The 16,628-nt window shown below is 63.9% G+C and carries 16 protein-coding genes; 4 read left to right on the forward strand and 12 right to left on the reverse strand.

The annotated features are described in order from the left end of the window. Nucleotides 1–102: 102 nt before the first annotated feature. The 5 genes from M0D65_RS30465 to hemA all read right to left on the reverse strand — a co-directional run bounded on the left by M0D65_RS30465 (nucleotide 103) and on the right by hemA (nucleotide 4,498). Nucleotides 103–717 (reverse strand): UbiX family flavin prenyltransferase, encoded by a 615-nt coding sequence (locus M0D65_RS30465; protein WP_266255817.1) that lies wholly within the window; start codon nucleotides 715–717, stop codon nucleotides 103–105. A 34-nt stretch (nucleotides 718–751) separates the two neighbouring features. After that, nucleotides 752–1,063, reverse strand: a complete 312-nt coding sequence (gene grxD / locus M0D65_RS30470) for a Grx4 family monothiol glutaredoxin (RefSeq protein ID WP_091019829.1) — start codon at nucleotides 1,061–1,063, stop codon at nucleotides 752–754. Between the two features lie 81 nt (nucleotides 1,064–1,144). Next, a complete protein-coding gene (gene prmC / locus M0D65_RS30475) occupies nucleotides 1,145–1,981 on the reverse strand; it encodes a peptide chain release factor N(5)-glutamine methyltransferase (protein ID WP_266255818.1) in 837 nt (278 codons plus the stop codon). Between the two features lie 12 nt (nucleotides 1,982–1,993). Next, nucleotides 1,994–3,076: a peptide chain release factor 1 gene (gene prfA, locus M0D65_RS30480; RefSeq protein WP_091019834.1), complete on the reverse strand. Its 1,083-nt coding sequence runs from the start codon at nucleotides 3,074–3,076 to the stop codon at nucleotides 1,994–1,996. A gap of 135 nt (nucleotides 3,077–3,211) precedes the next feature. Next, nucleotides 3,212–4,498 (reverse strand): glutamyl-tRNA reductase, encoded by a 1,287-nt coding sequence (hemA, locus tag M0D65_RS30485; protein WP_266255819.1) that lies wholly within the window; start codon nucleotides 4,496–4,498, stop codon nucleotides 3,212–3,214. Between the two features lie 625 nt (nucleotides 4,499–5,123). Between hemA and M0D65_RS30490 the strand changes: the two genes are divergently transcribed. The 4 genes from M0D65_RS30490 to M0D65_RS30505 all read left to right on the forward strand — a co-directional run bounded on the left by M0D65_RS30490 (nucleotide 5,124) and on the right by M0D65_RS30505 (nucleotide 8,446). After that, complete coding sequence (locus M0D65_RS30490) at nucleotides 5,124–5,378, forward strand: hypothetical protein (RefSeq protein ID WP_091019839.1); 255 nt, start codon at nucleotides 5,124–5,126, stop codon at nucleotides 5,376–5,378. Nucleotides 5,379–5,397: 19 nt separating this feature from the next. Next, nucleotides 5,398–7,212, forward strand: a complete 1,815-nt coding sequence (locus M0D65_RS30495) for an aminopeptidase P family protein (protein ID WP_266255820.1) — start codon at nucleotides 5,398–5,400, stop codon at nucleotides 7,210–7,212. A gap of 62 nt (nucleotides 7,213–7,274) precedes the next feature. Beyond that, the gene (locus tag M0D65_RS30500) at nucleotides 7,275–7,826 is read left to right on the forward strand and encodes a cysteine hydrolase family protein (RefSeq protein ID WP_266255821.1); all 552 of its coding nucleotides are present in this window, start codon (nucleotides 7,275–7,277) and stop codon (nucleotides 7,824–7,826) included. Next, complete coding sequence (locus M0D65_RS30505; protein WP_266255822.1) at nucleotides 7,823–8,446, forward strand: HAD family phosphatase; 624 nt, start codon at nucleotides 7,823–7,825, stop codon at nucleotides 8,444–8,446. Before M0D65_RS30500 ends, M0D65_RS30505 begins: the two co-directional genes overlap by 4 nt. 165 nt (nucleotides 8,447–8,611) lie before the next feature. On the opposite strand, the gene M0D65_RS30510 is transcribed toward M0D65_RS30505, so the two are convergent. The 7 genes from M0D65_RS30510 to M0D65_RS30540 all read right to left on the reverse strand — a co-directional run bounded on the left by M0D65_RS30510 (nucleotide 8,612) and on the right by M0D65_RS30540 (nucleotide 16,562). Beyond that, a complete protein-coding gene (locus M0D65_RS30510) occupies nucleotides 8,612–9,424 on the reverse strand; it encodes an IclR family transcriptional regulator (protein WP_266255823.1) in 813 nt (270 codons plus the stop codon). A gap of 37 nt (nucleotides 9,425–9,461) precedes the next feature. Continuing rightward, nucleotides 9,462–10,190 carry an SDR family NAD(P)-dependent oxidoreductase gene (locus M0D65_RS30515; RefSeq protein WP_266255824.1) on the reverse strand — a complete coding sequence of 243 codons (729 nt, stop codon included), beginning with the start codon at nucleotides 10,188–10,190 and terminating at the stop codon, nucleotides 9,462–9,464. 42 nt (nucleotides 10,191–10,232) lie between these two features. Further along, nucleotides 10,233–11,534: an MFS transporter gene (locus M0D65_RS30520; protein WP_266255825.1), complete on the reverse strand. Its 1,302-nt coding sequence runs from the start codon at nucleotides 11,532–11,534 to the stop codon at nucleotides 10,233–10,235. Nucleotides 11,535–11,601: 67 nt separating this feature from the next. Next, nucleotides 11,602–12,129 carry a 2,4'-dihydroxyacetophenone dioxygenase family protein gene (locus M0D65_RS30525; RefSeq protein WP_266255826.1) on the reverse strand — a complete coding sequence of 176 codons (528 nt, stop codon included), beginning with the start codon at nucleotides 12,127–12,129 and terminating at the stop codon, nucleotides 11,602–11,604. Between the two features lie 123 nt (nucleotides 12,130–12,252). Continuing rightward, nucleotides 12,253–13,389: a DUF748 domain-containing protein gene (locus M0D65_RS30530; protein ID WP_266255827.1), complete on the reverse strand. Its 1,137-nt coding sequence runs from the start codon at nucleotides 13,387–13,389 to the stop codon at nucleotides 12,253–12,255. Nucleotides 13,390–13,545: 156 nt separating this feature from the next. Further along, the gene (gene ettA / locus M0D65_RS30535; RefSeq protein WP_266255828.1) at nucleotides 13,546–15,210 is read right to left on the reverse strand and encodes an energy-dependent translational throttle protein EttA; all 1,665 of its coding nucleotides are present in this window, start codon (nucleotides 15,208–15,210) and stop codon (nucleotides 13,546–13,548) included. Nucleotides 15,211–15,473: 263 nt separating this feature from the next. Continuing rightward, nucleotides 15,474–16,562 (reverse strand): sn-glycerol-3-phosphate import ATP-binding protein UgpC, encoded by a 1,089-nt coding sequence (locus tag M0D65_RS30540; RefSeq protein WP_266255829.1) that lies wholly within the window; start codon nucleotides 16,560–16,562, stop codon nucleotides 15,474–15,476. Nucleotides 16,563–16,628 lie beyond the last annotated feature (66 nt).

The following is a 16,628-nucleotide window of genomic DNA, read 5'->3' on the forward strand; positions in this document are numbered from 1 at the left end:
ACGCGGGCGCGGATTTAACTGCGTCGCGGTTGTTGCTAATCGACCTGGCGCGGAGTGGCCTGCGCGACCCCACTGAACCCAGGCCGGTGCAAACGCCGCAGATCACTCTTCGGTACTACGCAGCCCGCCCCAGACCGGAGCGAGACCCGGCCCACCGAGTGCGAACAGATCGAGCACGCGCGCCACCGTGTGATCGACCATTTCATCGATCGATGCCGGTGCGTTGTAGAACGCCGGCAACGGCGGAAAAATCACGCCGCCCATTTCGGTCACGGCCGTCATGTTGCGCAAATGCGCAAGATTGAGCGGCGTCTCGCGCACCATCAGCACCAGCCGGCGCCGCTCCTTCAGCGTGACGTCGGCTGCGCGCGTGATCAGGTTGTCGGAGAGCCCATGCGCGATACTCGCGAGGGTTTTCATCGAACACGGCGCGACGATCATGCCGTCGGTTCGGAAGGACCCTGATGCAATGGTTGCGCCGACATCGCGCACCGAATGGACCACATCGGCGAGCGGATGAATGTCTTCTTTCGACAGCTGGAGTTCGTGCCGGATGTTGAGCCAGCCGGCGCTGGAGATCAGCAGATGGGATTCGACGCCGCCCAGCCGCCGCAGCGTTTCAAGCAGCCGGATGCCGTACACAGCACCGGTCGCGCCGGTGATCGCGACGATCAGCCGGTGCGGTGCCGCCGCGCGTGGGTCGAGGGAGGGCGGCACTATCGTACGGACGAGCAGTTGACGGGGATGCCGCTCAGGCGGCAGCGAAGAGCTGCTGCAGCTCGCCCGACTGATACATCTCCATCATGATGTCCGAGCCGCCGACGAACTCACCCTTCACGTACAGCTGCGGGATGGTCGGCCAGTTCGAGAATTCCTTGATGCCCTGACGGATGCCGTCGTCCTCGAGGACGTTGACGGTCTTCAGTTCGTCGACGCCGCACGCCTTCAGGATCTGGATGGCGCGGCCCGAAAAACCGCACATCGGGAATTGCGAGGTGCCCTTCATGAAGAGCACGACGGTGTTTTCGTCGACGATTTGCTTGATGCGTTGTTGCGTGTCCATGAGGCTGACCTTGCGGTTCCAGAGTGATGTGGGGATAGGTTGAAATGATAGCGGATTTCGCGTAGGGCGGCCTCGCGCGCCTCAGCCGGGCATCTGGGCGCCGCTGATACGCTGGATGCCGGCAAGATCGCGGGCCGAACTGGCGGCGAGAAAACCGCGCTCCGTGAGCAGTGCGCGTACGGCGGCTGCCTGGTCGTAGCCGTGCTCGATCCAGAGCGCGCCGCCGGGCACGAGGTGGCGCGGGGCGCCCGCGACGATCGTGCGGATCGCCGCCAGGCCGTCGGCCTCGTCGGTCAACGCGCTGCGCGGTTCGAAGCGCAGATCGCCCTGGCTCAGATGAGGGTCGTCGCTGGCGATATACGGCGGATTGCTGACGATGAGGTCGAACTGCAGCGCAGTATCGAGTGCTGCGTACCAGTCGCCGTGTGCGAATTGCAGCGGTCCGCCGGGACGCGCCGGATCGAGCAATCGAGCGGCGTTGCGCGCCGCGACGCCGAGCGCTTCGGCCGAGCGGTCGGTCGCCCAGATGCGCGCATCGGGCCGCTCGGAGGCAATCGCGACCGCAATCGCGCCGGTGCCGGTGCCCAGATCGAGGACATGCGGCGCACGGCGCCCAACGAGTGCCGCCAGCGCCGTTTCAACCAGCAGTTCGGTTTCAGGCCGCGGAATCAGCACGTCCGGTGTGACCTCGAAGTCGAGCCCGAAGAATTCCCGCGAGCCGATCAGTTGCGCCACCGGCTCGCCCGCCACACGGCGTGCTTCGAGCGCGCGGAAACGATCGACAGGCGCGGCATCGAGCGGCTCGTCGCTGCGCGTGATCAACTCGGTACGGCGCCAGCCGAGCACATGCCCGAGCAGGATGCGCGCTTCGAGCGACACTAGCGGCGAGACACGCAACAGGGCGGCGACGGTATCCATGCGAGCCTGCCGTCAGTCAGCGTCGCCGAGCGACGCCAGCAATTCCGCCTGATGCTCGCTGACGAGCGCCGCGATCAGTTCGTCGAGATCGCCGTCCATGATCGAGTCGAGGCGGTACAGCGTCAGGTTGATCCGGTGATCGGTCAACCGCCCCTGCGGAAAGTTGTAAGTGCGGATACGCTCCGAGCGGTCGCCGGAGCCGATCAGGCTCTTGCGCGTCGCGGCTTCTTTCGCCTGCTGCTCGTGAGATTGCTTGTCCTTGATGCGCGCGGCCAGCACCTTCAGCGCGCGATCCTTGTTCTTGTGCTGCGAGCGATCGTCCTGGCACTCGACGACGATCCCGGTCGGCAGGTGGGTAACGCGCACCGCCGAGTCGGTCTTGTTGATGTGCTGACCGCCCGCGCCGGACGCACGGAACGTGTCGATACGCAAATCCGCCGGATTGATCTCGACTTCGCCGATCTCATCCGCTTCGGGCATCACGGCGACGGTGCAAGCAGACGTGTGAATGCGGCCCTGCGTTTCGGTAGCCGGCACGCGCTGCACGCGATGACCACCCGATTCGAATTTGAGCTTCGAATACGCGGCTTCGCCCGCGATCCGCACGATCACTTCCTTGTAGCCGCCAAGATCGGATTCGCTCGCCGACATCATCTCGACCTGCCAGCGGTTGCGTTCCGCGTAGCGCAGGTACATCCGCAGCAGATCGCCCGCGAACAGCGCCGATTCGTCGCCGCCCGTGCCCGCGCGGATTTCGACGAAGATGTTGCGCTCGTCGTTCGGGTCTTTCGGCAGCAGCATCTTCTGCAGTTCGGCGGCGAGCTGTTCCATGCGCTCGCGCGCCGCGCGGATTTCTTCTTCCGCGAAGTCGCGCATCGACGCATCGGCGAGCAATTCCTGCGCGGTCGCCGCATCGCCGGCCGCGTGGCGCCACTGTGCGTACTGCTCCACGACCGGGCCGAGTTCGGCATGCTCGCGGGTGAGCTTGCGGTATTGGTCGAGATTCGCCGTGATGTCTTCGCGGCTCAACAGATCGTTTAGTTCGGCCAGTCGGGTAGTGAGCTGGTCGAGCTTGCTTTGCATGCTCGTTTTCATCGGTCGGTCGGAGCGTGTTCCGGAAAGGACGGCGGGGTAGATAAGGATCGGACTGGGCGCGAGCCCTGAGGCGGGCGCCAGGCGGGCTCGCGGGGAAACGGCAAGCGGGCCCGGGGCGCGGTGGCGGCAGGGCCGCTAACGCTCCGTAGAACCGGAGTGTTTGTAGAAGCCGCCCATCAGGTCGATGAGCGCGTCGCGGTCCGGACCGCTCGCGCGATTGAGCGCATGCGTGGGGCCGTGGATCAGCTTGTTGGTGAGCGCCTGCGACAGCGCTTCCAGCACGGCAGCGGGATCTTCGCCGCGCGCGAGCATCTTCTGCGCGCGCTCCACTTCAGCGCGACGCAATGCATCCGCCTGGGTGTGCATGTGGCGAATGACCGGCACGATGCTGCGCGCATCGAGCCACTGCATGAAGTTCTGTACGCGCGTTTCGATGATCGCTTCGGCCTGGGCGACCGCGGCCTGGCGCGAGGCATTGCCTTCGCGGACGATCGCGCCGAGGTCGTCGACGGTGTACAGGAAGACGTCTTCGAGCTTGCCGACTTCGGGTTCGATGTCGCGCGGCACCGCGAGGTCGACCATGAAGATCGGCCGGTGGCGGCGCGCTTTCACCGCGCGCTCGACGGCGCCGAGTCCGATGATCGGCAGCGTCGACGCGGTGCACGACACGACGATGTCGAACTCGTGCATCCGCGCGGGCAACTCGGCAAGCGGAATGGCGCGGCCGTTGAAGCGTTCGGCGAGCCGCGAGCCGCGTTCGGCGGTACGGTTCGCGACCACCAGTTCGCGCGGCTGCTGGGCGGCGAAGTGGGTCGCGCACAGTTCGATCATTTCGCCGGCGCCGATAAACAGCACGCGCTGGTTCGCGATCTTGTCGAAGATGCGTTGCGCGAGCCGCACGGCGGCGGCGGCCATCGAGACCGACTGCGCGCCGATTTCGGTGGTGCCGCGCACTTCCTTCGCCACCGCGAAGGTGCGCTGGAACAGCTGGTTCAGGTAAGTCCCGAGCGCGCCGGCTTCCGATGCGGTGCGCACCGCGTCTTTCATCTGTCCGAGAATCTGCGTTTCGCCGAGCACCATCGAGTCGAGCCCCGACGCAACGCGAAACGCATGGCGTACCGCTTCCGACTGCGGCAGCGCATAGACGTGCGGCGCGAGTTCGTCGACGGGGAGGTTGTGGTACTTCGACAGCCAGTGGATGGCGGCTTCGCGGGCGGCCTGGTCGTCGGTGGCGCAGTAGAGTTCGGTGCGGTTGCAGGTGGACAGGATCGCGGCTTCGGGGGCCGTGGGGGCCATGCGCCCCAACCAGAGGTCCTTGAACGTCGCGAGGGCAGGCTTGATCTGTTCGAGCGGAAACGCCACACGTTCGCGCAAGGCGACGGGTGCGGTGTGGTGATTGATTCCGATCGTTAGAAGCTGCATATGCGGGGCTATGGTTGCGGCCAATATTATAGCGTTTTCACGATTCTTTCAGTCCGTCCGGCATATTCGGGCTATTACGTATGGCCGGTGGCGGCCGGCACCGTGGGGTTGTGGCGCGGCTTCAGGGACCGCGGCTGGGGTGACAAAGCGGCGTCGGGCAAGGGAGAGGGGGCCGTTACACGGCAGTCTGGCCGGTGAATATGGCAGATGAGGGGAGGTCAGAGCGGACATCTGTGCGTTGCCGCACCCGCGACCTTACGCCACGCCGCGATTTTGTCAGTCCGCTTCGGGCGCGGCGGGCCGAGTGACAAACTGGACTGGTTACCGGAGCGCCGGTCGTGTAAAAATCACGGGTGCGCGGAATAAACGGTAAATAAAAGCCAGACAACTTACCGTAATTCCGGCATCGCGCGGCCGAAACTGATTCGTAGAACCATAGCCGTCCGAATGGTCAAAACGTAGGCAGAATGCGGATTACGCGGCTTGCCATAGATTATTGTGCCCCGTAAACTCAGTCGACGGACCCAGGCAGCAATGCCGGTTCTCAGTAAAACGGAATAAAAATGCTCCTTGGGGAAACGATTTTCGCCCACACAATTAATCTGATTCATGGCGAGGTCGACTGATGGGTTGGTTCGGCATTATCGTGCTGGGCGCCGCAGTCGGTCTGGCGGGTGCATGGTTGCATCCCCTGCGGCGCGCAACCCGCGCTCGCTGGTGGCTCGCTGTCGTGGCCGGTATCGCCGGCGCGGCGCTGGGTCTGATGGCCGGCAATGTGACCGGTCTCTTTCATGACGGCGACACGCTCGAATGGCCCTTTTGCACGGCCTTCGCGTTCATCGCCGTCGCCCTGACGGTCGGCTTGTTCTCCCGTCGCTGAATGTTTGCAGGTGAATCTGATGAATGCCCGTCTTCCTGAAACCTCCACGATCCCCGAGCGGATCGCCGCCCTGCGCGCAGCGATGTCTCGCGAGGGACTGGCCGCGTACCTCGTGCCGTCGGCGGATCCGCATCTGTCCGAATACCTGCCGGGCCGCTGGCAGAGCCGCGAATGGCTGTCCGGCTTTACCGGATCGGCCGGCACGCTGGTGGTCACCGGCAGCTTTGCCGGCTTGTGGACCGACAGCCGCTACTGGTCGCAGGCCGAAGCGCAACTGGCCGGCACCGACGTGCAATTGATGAAAATGCTGGGTGGCCAGCAAAGCGCGCCGCATTTCGAATGGCTTGCGCAGAACGTGGCAAGCGGCAGTGCGGTTGGGGTGGATGGCGCGGTGCTCGGCATTGCCCCAGCGCGCGCGCTGACCGACGCGCTGACCGCGCGCGGCGTGCAATTGCGTACCGACGTCGACCTGCTCGACACGATCTGGCCGCAGCGGCCAGCCTTGCCCGTCGATGCCGTCTATGAGCACATCGCGCCGCACGCGAGCGTCACCCGTACCGACAAGCTCGACCAGGTGCGCCGCGCGATGCAGGAAAAGGGCGCGCAGTGGCATTTCATCTCGACGCTCGACGATCTCGCGTGGCTGTTCAATCTGCGCGGTGCCGACGTCAGCTATAACCCGGTATTCGTTGCGCATGCACTGATCGGTCTGGACAGCGCCACGCTGTTTGTCTCGAACGGCAAGGTGCCGGAGGCGCTCGCTGCCTCGCTGGCTCGCGACGGCGTGCGCGTCGAACCGTATGCGCATGCGGTACCCGCGCTCGTCGCGCTGCCCGCTGGCACCACGCTGCTGATCGATCCGCGTCGCGTCACGCTTGGCGTCATGAAGTCGTTGCCGGCGACGGTGAAGGTGATCGAGGCGGTGAATCCGTCGATCTTCTTCAAGTCGCGCAAGACCGAAGCCGAAGCCGAACACATTCGCGCAACGATGGAGCAGGACGGTGCAGCACTCGCCGAATTTTTCGCGTGGTTCGAAGGCGCGCTCGGCCATCAGACGATCACCGAGCTGACCATCGACGAACGTCTCACCGCAGCGCGCGCACGGCGCCCCGGCTTCACATCGCTGAGCTTCGCGACGATTGCGGGGTTCAACGGCAACGGTGCGATGCCGCACTACCGAGCGACCGAAGCGTCACACGCGACGATCGAAGGCAATGGTTTGCTGCTGATCGATTCGGGCGGCCAGTATCTGAGCGGCACGACCGACATCACACGCGTCGTGCCGATCGGTACGATCAGCGATGCACACCGGCACGACTTCACGACGGTGCTGAAAGGCACGATGGCGCTGTCGCGTGCGCGCTTTCCGCGCGGCATCCGCTCGCCGATGCTCGACGCGATCGCACGCGCGCCGATCTGGGAAGCAGGCGCGGATTACGGTCACGGTACCGGTCACGGCGTCGGTTACTTCCTGAACGTGCACGAAGGTCCGCAGGTGATCGCGCATTACGCCGCCGCCGAATCGTGGACCGCGATGGAAGAAGGCATGATCACGTCGATCGAGCCGGGCCTGTACCGGCCGGGCAAGTGGGGCGTGCGGATCGAGAATCTCGTGCTGAACCGCGCCGCGGAGCAAACCGAGTTCGGCGATTTCCTGCGGTTCGAGACGCTCACGCTGTGCCCGATCGACACGCGCTGCCTCGCGTTGCCGCTGCTGCGCGACGACGAGCGTGCGTGGTTGAACAGTTATCACGAGACGGTGCGCGCGCGCGTGTCGCCGCATGTATCGGGCGATGCGAAGGCGTGGCTCGAGGCGCGGACGCAGCCGGTTTGATGGCGCGTTAACGCGTGTGCGGGACGATTGATCTGACTTCGATGTGACAGCGGAGACACGGTATGGCGGGCGTAGCGGTTGTGGTCATCGATGTGCAGCGGGCCTTCTTCTTCGGCCCCGACGCAGCGTATCGCGGTGACGAAGTGGTCGCAGAGATCAACCGGCTGACCGGCGCTGCGCGTGCCGCCGGTGCGCCGGTGTTCTTCGTGCAGCACGACGGCGAAGCCGGCGACGAAGTCGAGCCGCACACCGAAGGCTGGCAATTGCATCCGGGGTTCGTGCGCAGCGATACGGACGTTGTCGTTAACAAAGCGGTCGGCGATTCGTTTCACGAGACGCCGCTCGCGGACATGCTCGCGCGGCGCGATGTCGACAGCCTGCTGATCTGCGGTTATGCGACCGAATTCTGCATCGATGCCACCGCGCGCCGCGCGGCGTTTCTCGGCTACCGGACGACGGTCGTCAGCGATCTGCACACCACGCAGCACACGTCTGCACTCACACCGCAGCAGATCGTCGATCACTACAATCAGCTGTGGCCACGGGCTTCGCTGTCCGGCAACCGCGTCGCCGTGCGCCCGCTCGCCGATGTGCTTGCCGCGGAGTTCGCATGACCATCAAGGCGGTCGTATTCGATTTCGGCGGCGTGCTGATCGACTGGAGTCCCGAGCATCTGTATCGCAAGCTGATTCCGGACGAGGCCGAGCGCCGCTGGTTTCTCACCCACGTCTGCACGATGGACTGGGTGGTTCGCCAGGACGGTGGCCAGCCGCTTGCCGAAGGCACCGCCGAACTGGTCGGCCAGTTTCCCGAACACGAAGCGCTGATCCGTGCGTTCTACACGCGCTGGCACGAGATGATCGGCGGCCTGCACGAAGACACGATGGCGATCGTCGAGACGCTCGAAGCCGCGGGCGTGCCGCTCTACGGGCTCACGAACTGGTCGGACGAGACGTTTCCGTATGCGTGGGAGCACTTTCCGATGCTGCGGCGTTTCCACGATATCGTCGTGTCCGGTCGCGTGAAACTCGTCAAACCTGATCCGGCGATTTTTGCGGCGATGCGCGAGCGGATTGAAGTGCGCTTGCCTGGTATTGCACCGGGTGAACTCGCTTTTATCGACGACAACGTGAAGAATGTCGAAGCGGCAACCGCACTCGGCTGGCACGCCATTCATCACACGAGCGCTGTGACTACAGCGGCTGCGTTGCGCGAACTGGGCCTGCCGGTCTGACACTGTCGCACGACGCGATCTTAGTGCTCCCTCAAACTTTTAAGCTCCGCTGAGTGACATCGGCATAAGCCTTTCCGCGACTCCGCGGCAGGTGTCACGCATTTAAACCCCACCGCACGACATCGGCATAGGTCTTTCCGCGACTCCGCGGCAGGCGTCGCGCATTTAAACCCCACCGCGCGACATCGGCGTGAGCCTTTCTGCAACCGCGCGGCACGCATCGCGCAGCGGTGCAATGTAGGTTTCCTGCGGCGTAGCGCTACGGCGAAACAGCGGAATACTCACGCTGATGCACGCAACCGGCCGACCATCCGGGTCCGGAATCGCACACCCGTAGCAAAATATTTGCGCTTCATTCTCTTCGCGATCTTCCGCGTGGCCGCGTTCGCGTGTTGTCTCGAGTTCGGCGGCGAGTACTGCGGGCTCGACAATCGTGTTCGGCGTCAAGCGTTCTAGCGCGACACCGCGCAGCAGCGCAGTGCGCGTGCCGGTATCGAGCGCGGCGAGGTACGCCTTGCCCACCGAACTCGAATAGAGCGTCACGCGTGTCCCGATGCGTGACGCCATCCGCACCGCATGCGGACTCTCCAGCTTCTCGATGAAGACCATTTCCGAACCGCTGCGCACCGCGAGATGCACGGTTTCCTGCGTGACGTCGCGCAGCGTCTGCAGCGCATCGATGGCGGCGACGCGCAGGTCGGAGCGCTCCCAGCTGCGACTCGCGAGAGTAATCAGTCGCGGACCGAGTTCGAATGTGCTGCCACGCAGACTGTCGACGACGAGCCCTTCCGCGATCAACGCGCCGACGATCCGGTACACCGTCGGCCGCGGATAGCCGCTTAGCGCGGCAAGCTGCGCGATGCCCAGTGGCGAGGCGGCGTCGGCGATCAACTGCAGCACCGTCATGAGCTTCGAGAACGCCGCGGTGCCGGTGGCGCGGGCGTCGTGACTAGCGGTGATGTCGGCGGAAATCGTCATGGTGTCGAACACGTAGTAACGGTAGAGCGGATGCAGTTCACGCGGCGAGATAGCCGCCGTCGACAGGCACAATCGTCCCGGTGATGAACGCCGCAGCCGGCGAACACAGAAAAGCGACGGCCTGCGCGATATCGTCGGGCTCGCCCCAGCGGCCGAGCGGCGTGCGTTCGAGAATCGCCCGCGAGCGGATGTCGTCGTCTTGCAGCGCCTGCGTGAGCGGTGTCGCGATCCAGCCCGGCGCAACTGCATTCACGCGAATGCCGTCGCGCGCATAGGCCAGCGCAAGCGACTTGGTCAATTGCGCGATGCCGCCTTTACTCGCGCTGTAGGCCGGTACGAGACCGCCGCCGAAAAAGCTCAACATCGACGCGGTATTGACGATCGTGCCGCGGCTCGCCGCGAGCAGCGCACGCGCGGCCGAACACGCGCGCATGGTGCCGGTCAGGTTCACATCGATCACCTGCTCGAACACCTCGATCTCGTGTTCGTCGCCGCGGCGGATCATGCCTGCGCAGTTCACGAGAATATCGAGCGACATCAGCGGAACGAACAGTGCGGCGACTTCGTCGTTCGAACTGACGTCGAGCGCGGCGACTTCGATGCCAGCGCCGAAACTCGCGCGTTGCGCATCGGTCGGCGCGAGACCGGCTGCTATGACGCGTGCACCGAGCGCCGCGAGACGATGCGCGATGCCCGCGCCGATGCCTTGAGTGCCGCCGGTGACGAGGGCCGTTTTACCTGCGAAAAGATCGTGCTGAAAAGTCATGATCGACGAATGAGTGTCAAGCGGACATAAGACGAAGAGTGATCACGCGAGCCGAGCCGCCGCGCCCTGATCGACACGTTCCGCGATCGGCACCCGCACGACGAACATATACACAAGCGCCGCCACGACCGACACAGCCGCGCTGATCAAAAACGCGTTAACGAACGAATGCGTCCGGTCCACCACGACGCCGGTAATGAACGGCGCAAACGAGCCGCCGAAATAGCCGCCGAAGTTCTGGATGCTGCCCAGCGACGCCACCAGATGCCGCGGCGCTGCCACGCTGACAAGCGCCCACGCACCGCCGCTCGCGAGGTTGATGAAGTACATCGCAAGCGACAGATAGACGATGGCGAGCGTGGTATTCGGCGTGTACGCAGCGGGCACGGTGAAGATCGCCGCGAAGATGAGTCCGGTGCAGATCGGCCACTTGCGGCTACGGATCGGCGCAACGCCGCGGGCCATCAGACCATCGGCGACGAAGCCGCTCGACAGCATGCCCAGCGTGCCGAACAGATAGGGGATCGAGACGATCCAGCCTGTCCGCGCGATCGACAGATGGCGCTCGTGTTCGAGGTAAGCGGGCAGCCACGTCAGGTATAGCCACACCATGTAGACCACGCCCATGAAGCCAAAGATCAAACCCCACGTAGTCGGTGCGGCGAACAGGCCGCGCCATTCGGCGAACGTCACCCGTCGTTCGGCGCGCGAATGCGGTTCTTCTTCGGTCAGATGCACGAGTTCTTCGGGAGCGAGCGCGACTTCGCTGCGGTTCCGGTAGACCGCATACCAGCCGAGCGCGACCGCGATGCCGAGCACGCCCATCACGATGAACATCCAGCGCCAGCCGAACACGAGTAGCAGCGAGGTGAGGATCGGCGGCGCGAGCGCGGGGCCGATCGTCGACGACGCGACGAAGATACCGCTCGGTCGGCCGCGTTCGCGCAGCGAGAACCATTCGCTGACGACTTTCGCTCCGGCCGGAAACTGCGGCGCCTCGCCGATACCGAGGCAGATTCGCGCGGCGAGAAATTGCGGCAACGTGTGCACGAGCCCGCCGAACAATTGCGCCACCGACCAGACGAGCATCCCAAGGCCGAGCATGATCCGCGCGCCGAAGCGGTCGAGCAGCACGCCGACCGGCAGTTGCGAGAACGCGTAGGAAAACGAGAACGCCGACAGCAGCAAACCCATCTGCGATGCGCTCAAGCCGAGTTCGCCACTGACCGAGTGATTGGCGATGGATAGCGTGCTGCGGTCGAGATAGTTGACGATACCCGCCAGCATCAGGAACGCGAGCGCTACCCACTGGATGCGCCTGAGGCGCGGTGTTTTTGCCTGCATGGTTGTCTCCTCCGATGCTCTTTTGAGTCTATGGATGGATGCGGCGGTGCGCAGCGGCGTGTTGTGGTTACCGCACGAACTGATCGACGAAGCCGCCGCCTAACCCGACCTGTTCGAAGTGCGTGCGGCACATCTCCAGCTTGGTGAACACGTCTTCGTAGCCGGTGAAGTTGCCGTAGGGGTCGCAGTAGTACATCACGCCGTTCACCTGAAAGTAGGTGATCATTTCTTCGACGTCTTCGGGAACGTACAACGTGTGCGTTTCGCCGGGCGGCTCGAAGACGTAGCTGCCTTCGGTCGCGACCCAGTCATGTTCGAGGTAGCGCCATTTGCCTTTCAGCACCATGCCATGCACCGCCTGCGGATGACGGTGGCGGCTCAGCACACCGGACTTGCGCACACGCAGCAGGTTCATCCAGTAGCCGCTTGAGACGTTCAGGCACAGCGGCCGGAACCAGACGTTCTCGGCTTGCGGTACCCACAGACGTTCATCTTTGGGAACCGCGGATTCGACGACGATCTCGCGCAGGGCTTCGGGCGGATTGGGGAGTTGATAGGGCGTCAGTGCATCGGCGCCTGTGGTGGGAGCAGCCATTGTGTCTCCGATTCCATGCAACGCAGTCGCACAGTGTCCATTATGTGGATTTTTACTTCGTATTATGGACAAATCGTCGTGCTTTATGCGGCACGTGTCAAGCTCGCCCACCTTGTCGCGCGACTACTGCCCGATCAGATTCAGCAGCGCGTTACCGAGTCCCTTGACCGTCTGTCCGGCACCCTTCGCCACGCCTTCGGCGCTGACGCCGAGCACCTTGGCCAGACCCGCGCGCAGCGCAGTCGCGAAGTTGTCGTCGAGCGTGAACTTCGGATCTTTCAGATTGCCGTCGAGCACGAAGTGCAGCGTGATAGCGCTGCTGTGCAGTTTGAGTGCGGCAATCGCGACGCGCGTGGGAATCGACATGAACGTGTCGAGCGGATCGTCGCTCGGTGCGATCTGCAGGTCATGCAGTGTCAGCGTGCCGGGCGCGTGTAACTGGTAATCGCGTACGGTCGAATCGATGGAGAGGTCGAGCGTGCCGCCATTTACGCGCGCCTTCGCGCCGGCTTTCTTCAACAGATAGGGATCGAGGGTGACGACGTCGACACCGCGCAGCGTGGTGGTGGTCTGCGAATCCTTGCTGGCGATCTTGATCCAGCCGCCGAACGACACCGTACCGGTGTGCTGCGGACCCTTGATCGAACCGGTGACGGCGACTGTCGTCGGCTCGGACAGCGCGGGCAGATGCAGGTGGTCGACGGTTGCGTTCGCGTCTGTGACGGTGACGCGGTAAGCCGGGTCGCTGACCGACAGATCGTAGAACTCGAACGTGCCGTGTTCGAAGACGATGTGATCGATGAGTTTTTCGGCGGATGGGCTCGGCTTGGAAGATGCGGATGTGCTCGCTGCTCCTGCTGCCTGCGCATTACTGGAGGATTGCCGCAGGTTCGGCAGCAAACGCAGCTTGCCGTCCTTCGTGCGCAGTACCGTCAGATCGAAGCCGCTCACGACGATATCGCGCAAATGCACGCGCCGCGCGAGCAGGTCGCGGATGTCCGGTGTGAGTGTGATCTGGTCTGCACGCAGCACGTCGGGTGTGGGCCAGCCCGATGGCGCCTTGAGCCGCACTTTGACGAGTCGAACTGAGGACAGTCCAACGTCGATACGCTCCGCGCTACCGAGCGGTCCAAGCACTTCGACGATACGCGCCCGGACTTCGCGTTGCACGAAGTACAAGCCGGCAAGTGCAATGCAGGCCAGTGCCGCCACCACGCATACCGCCGCAATGACTACACGTTTGCGGATCGATGTCGCCATGCCTGGATCCTCGTCGTCGTGCCTCTTGCGCGGTGTTGCCGTGCGCATCGTACCGATCGCATGACCGCCGTCGCGATGGTCTTCGCGATAGCCGCCGAACACCCGCTCGCGAGGTACACAGCAAGCCGCGTACCTCGACCACAGCGCTTAGCCCGTTTAACGAGCGATCGGCTTGTAACGCAGACGCTTCGGCCGTGCCGCTTCTTCGCCGAGACGCTTGATCTTGTCGGCCTCGTATTCCTGATAGTTGCCGTCGAAGAACGTGATCTGCGAATCGCCTTCGAACGCCAGGATATGCGTCGCGATACGGTCGAGGAACCAGCGATCGTGCGAGATCACCATCACGGAGCCCGCGAATTCGAGCAACGCATCTTCGAGCGCACGCAGCGTTTCGACGTCGAGGTCGTTTGACGGTTCATCGAGCAGCAGCACGTTGCCGCCTGCGATCAGCGTCTTCGCGAGATGCAACCGGCCGCGCTCGCCGCCCGACAGATTGCCGACGTTCTTTTGTTGATCGCCGCCCTTGAAGTTGAAGCGGCCGATATATGCACGCGACGGTGTTTCGTATTTGCCCACCGTCAGCACATCGGCGCCGCCGGAGATTTCCTCGAACACCGTCTTCGAACCGTCGAGCGCATCGCGGCTTTGATCGACGTAGGCCAGCTTCACGGTCGGCCCTTGCACGATTTCGCCCGAGTCCGGCTGTTCCTTGCCGGTCAGCATGCGGAACAGCGTCGACTTACCGGCGCCGTTCGGCCCGATAATCCCGACGATCGCGCCCGCAGGCACCTTGAAGCTCACGTTATCGAGCAACAGGCGATCGCCGTACGCCTTGCTGACGTCCTTGAATTCGATCACTTCATTGCCGAGGCGATCGCCGACCGGAATGAAGATTTCAAGCGTTTCATTGCGCTTTTGATAGTCCTGGCTGTTCAGTTCCTCGAAGCGCGCGATCCGTGCCTTCGACTTCGCCTGACGGCCCTTCGGATTCTGCCGCACCCACTCCAGTTCCTTCTTGATTGCTTTCTGGCGGGCCGATTCCGACGATTCTTCCTGTTTCAGACGCTCGTCCTTCTGATCGAGCCAGCTGCTGTAGTTGCCCTTCCACGGAATGCCGTGGCCGCGGTCGAGTTCGAGAATCCATTCGGCGGCGTTATCGAGGAAGTAGCGATCGTGGGTGACGGCGACGACCGTGCCCGGAAAGCGCGTCAGGAACTGCTCGAGCCATTCCACCGATTCCGCGTCCAAGTGGTTGGTCGGCTCGTCGAGCAGCAGCATGTCCGGCTTTTCCAGCAGCAGCTTGCACAGCGCGACGCGACGCTTTTCGCCGCCCGACAGATTTTCGATCTTCGCGTCCCATGCGGGCAGACGCAGGGCATCGGCGGCGATTTCGATCTGTTGTTCGGCGCTGCCGTCGCTGGTGGCGAGGATCGCTTCGTACTTCGCCTGCTCGGCGGCGAGCGCGTCGAAGTCGGCGTCCGGCTCGGCGTACGCCGCGTAGATTTCGTCGAGCTTCTTTTGCGCGCCGAATACTTCACCGAGACCTTCCTCGACGGCTTCACGCACGGTCTTCTGCGGATCGAGCTGCGGTTCCTGCGGCAGATAGCCGATGTTCAGGTTCGGCATCGGCGTGGCTTCGCCTTCGATGTCCTTGTCGACGCCCGCCATGATGCGGATCAGCGTCGACTTGCCCGAACCGTTCAGGCCGAGCAGACCGATCTTCGCGCCGGGGAAGAACGACAGCGAGATGTCCTTGAGAATTTGACGCTTGGGCGGCACGATCTTGCCGACCCGGTTCATGGTGAAGACGTATTGGGCCATTTGCTTGTAGTCAGGACGTTGACGCCGCAAGCCGCGCAAGGCGCGGGCGACGTGGGTGGATAGGAAGCCGGGCGGGGCCGGTGCGCCAGCGCGGAGATAGACAGACTGCGCGCGCCGGTGCAGAACGCGTCATTGTACTTCGCTGTGGCGCGCGAGGGCCTGGTGGGCGGGCCCTCGCTGCCGCGGCTGTCCCGGTTAGCCGCCCGGTTTGCCTGCTGGCCGGATCGAAGAAACGTAGATGCTTTACCGGCTGCGGTGCGATATCAGTTCGCCCGCTGCCCGCTGGCCGGATCGAAGAAATGCAGATGCTGCGCCGGCAGCGCAACCTGCAGCGCTTCGCCCGCAGCGGGGCGATGCGTGTGCGGCAGCCGCGCGGTGACGTCGTGTTTGCCCCAGCGACCGTGCGCGAGATTGTCGGCGCCGAGCAGTTCGCAGGAATCGACGGTGAGCGTGGTGTGCGCCGCGCCTGGCTGACCTGGCGTCATGTGCTCGGGCCGAATGCCGACGATCCACTCGCGTCCTGCCGCCACTTCGCTGCCAATCGACGGTGTACCCGCGATCGGCAGCGCCGGACCGCCTTCCGCAACTTCAAACGTCGCACCGTCGGCGGAAACGCGGCCGTGCAGCAGATTCATCCCCGGCGAGCCGATGAAGCTCGCAACGAAGATCGTCGCGGGCCGCTCATAGACATCGGTTGGCGAACCGATCTGTTCCGCGTAACCGCGGTTCATCACGATCACGCGCTGCGCGAGCGTCATCGCTTCGACCTGATCGTGCGTGACGTACAGGCTCGTCGTCGCAAGACGCGCATGCAGGCGCTGGATTTCGAGCCGCATCTGCACGCGCAGCCGCGCGTCGAGATTCGACAGCGGCTCGTCGAACAGAAACACGGCCGGTTCGCGCACAATGGCGCGGCCCATCGCGACACGCTGCCGCTGGCCGCCCGACAACTCACGCGGCTTACGCTCGAGCAGCGGGCCAAGTTCGAGGATCTTCGCCGCGGTGTCGACGCGCCGCGCGATCGTCGCCGCGTCCGTGCCCGCAATCTTCAGCGCGTAGCCCATGTTCTGCGCGACGCTCATGTGCGGATACAACGCGTAGTTCTGGAACACCATCGCGATGTTCCGGTCTTTCGGTTCGAGCCGGTTCACCACCTTGCCGCCGATCGAGATCTCGCCATCGGAGATGCTCTCCAGCCCGGCGACCATCCGCAGCAATGTCGACTTGCCGCAGCCCGACGGACCCACCATCACGACGAACTCGCCGTCGTCGATGTCCACGTCGATACCGTGCAGCACGAACTGTTTGCCGTCGTACGTTTTCTTGACAGCTTTTAGTGTCAGCGCAGCCATTCCACTCGCCCTTCAGTGCAGAGGCGGACGGCGCGAAATGCGCCACCGCCGTATGTGTTCATTGAC

Source organism: Paraburkholderia sp. CHISQ3 (assembly GCF_030464945.1).
Classification (GTDB): domain Bacteria; phylum Pseudomonadota; class Gammaproteobacteria; order Burkholderiales; family Burkholderiaceae; genus Paraburkholderia; species Paraburkholderia megapolitana.

Bases quoted from the DNA above. Each gene is read 5' to 3' on its own strand.
- M0D65_RS30540 (WP_266255829.1), bottom strand. From the start codon at position 16,562: ATGGCTGCGCTGACACTAAAAGCTGTCAAGAAAACGTACGACGGCAAA.
- M0D65_RS30520 (WP_266255825.1), bottom strand. From the start codon at position 11,534: ATGCAGGCAAAAACACCGCGCCTCAGGCGCATCCAGTGGGTAGCGCTC.
- M0D65_RS30495 (WP_266255820.1), top strand. From the start codon at position 5,398: ATGAATGCCCGTCTTCCTGAAACCTCCACGATCCCCGAGCGGATCGCC.
- hemA (WP_266255819.1), bottom strand. From the start codon at position 4,498: ATGCAGCTTCTAACGATCGGAATCAATCACCACACCGCACCCGTCGCC.
- ettA (WP_266255828.1), bottom strand. From the start codon at position 15,210: ATGGCCCAATACGTCTTCACCATGAACCGGGTCGGCAAGATCGTGCCG.
- M0D65_RS30500 (WP_266255821.1), top strand. From the start codon at position 7,275: ATGGCGGGCGTAGCGGTTGTGGTCATCGATGTGCAGCGGGCCTTCTTC.
- prfA (WP_091019834.1), bottom strand. From the start codon at position 3,076: ATGAAAACGAGCATGCAAAGCAAGCTCGACCAGCTCACTACCCGACTG.
- M0D65_RS30510 (WP_266255823.1), bottom strand. From the start codon at position 9,424: ATGACGATTTCCGCCGACATCACCGCTAGTCACGACGCCCGCGCCACC.
- M0D65_RS30525 (WP_266255826.1), bottom strand. From the start codon at position 12,129: ATGGCTGCTCCCACCACAGGCGCCGATGCACTGACGCCCTATCAACTC.
- M0D65_RS30530 (WP_266255827.1), bottom strand. From the start codon at position 13,389: ATGGCGACATCGATCCGCAAACGTGTAGTCATTGCGGCGGTATGCGTG.
- M0D65_RS30515 (WP_266255824.1), bottom strand. From the start codon at position 10,190: ATGACTTTTCAGCACGATCTTTTCGCAGGTAAAACGGCCCTCGTCACC.
- grxD (WP_091019829.1), bottom strand. From the start codon at position 1,063: ATGGACACGCAACAACGCATCAAGCAAATCGTCGACGAAAACACCGTC.
- M0D65_RS30505 (WP_266255822.1), top strand. From the start codon at position 7,823: ATGACCATCAAGGCGGTCGTATTCGATTTCGGCGGCGTGCTGATCGAC.
- M0D65_RS30490 (WP_091019839.1), top strand. From the start codon at position 5,124: ATGGGTTGGTTCGGCATTATCGTGCTGGGCGCCGCAGTCGGTCTGGCG.
- prmC (WP_266255818.1), bottom strand. From the start codon at position 1,981: ATGGATACCGTCGCCGCCCTGTTGCGTGTCTCGCCGCTAGTGTCGCTC.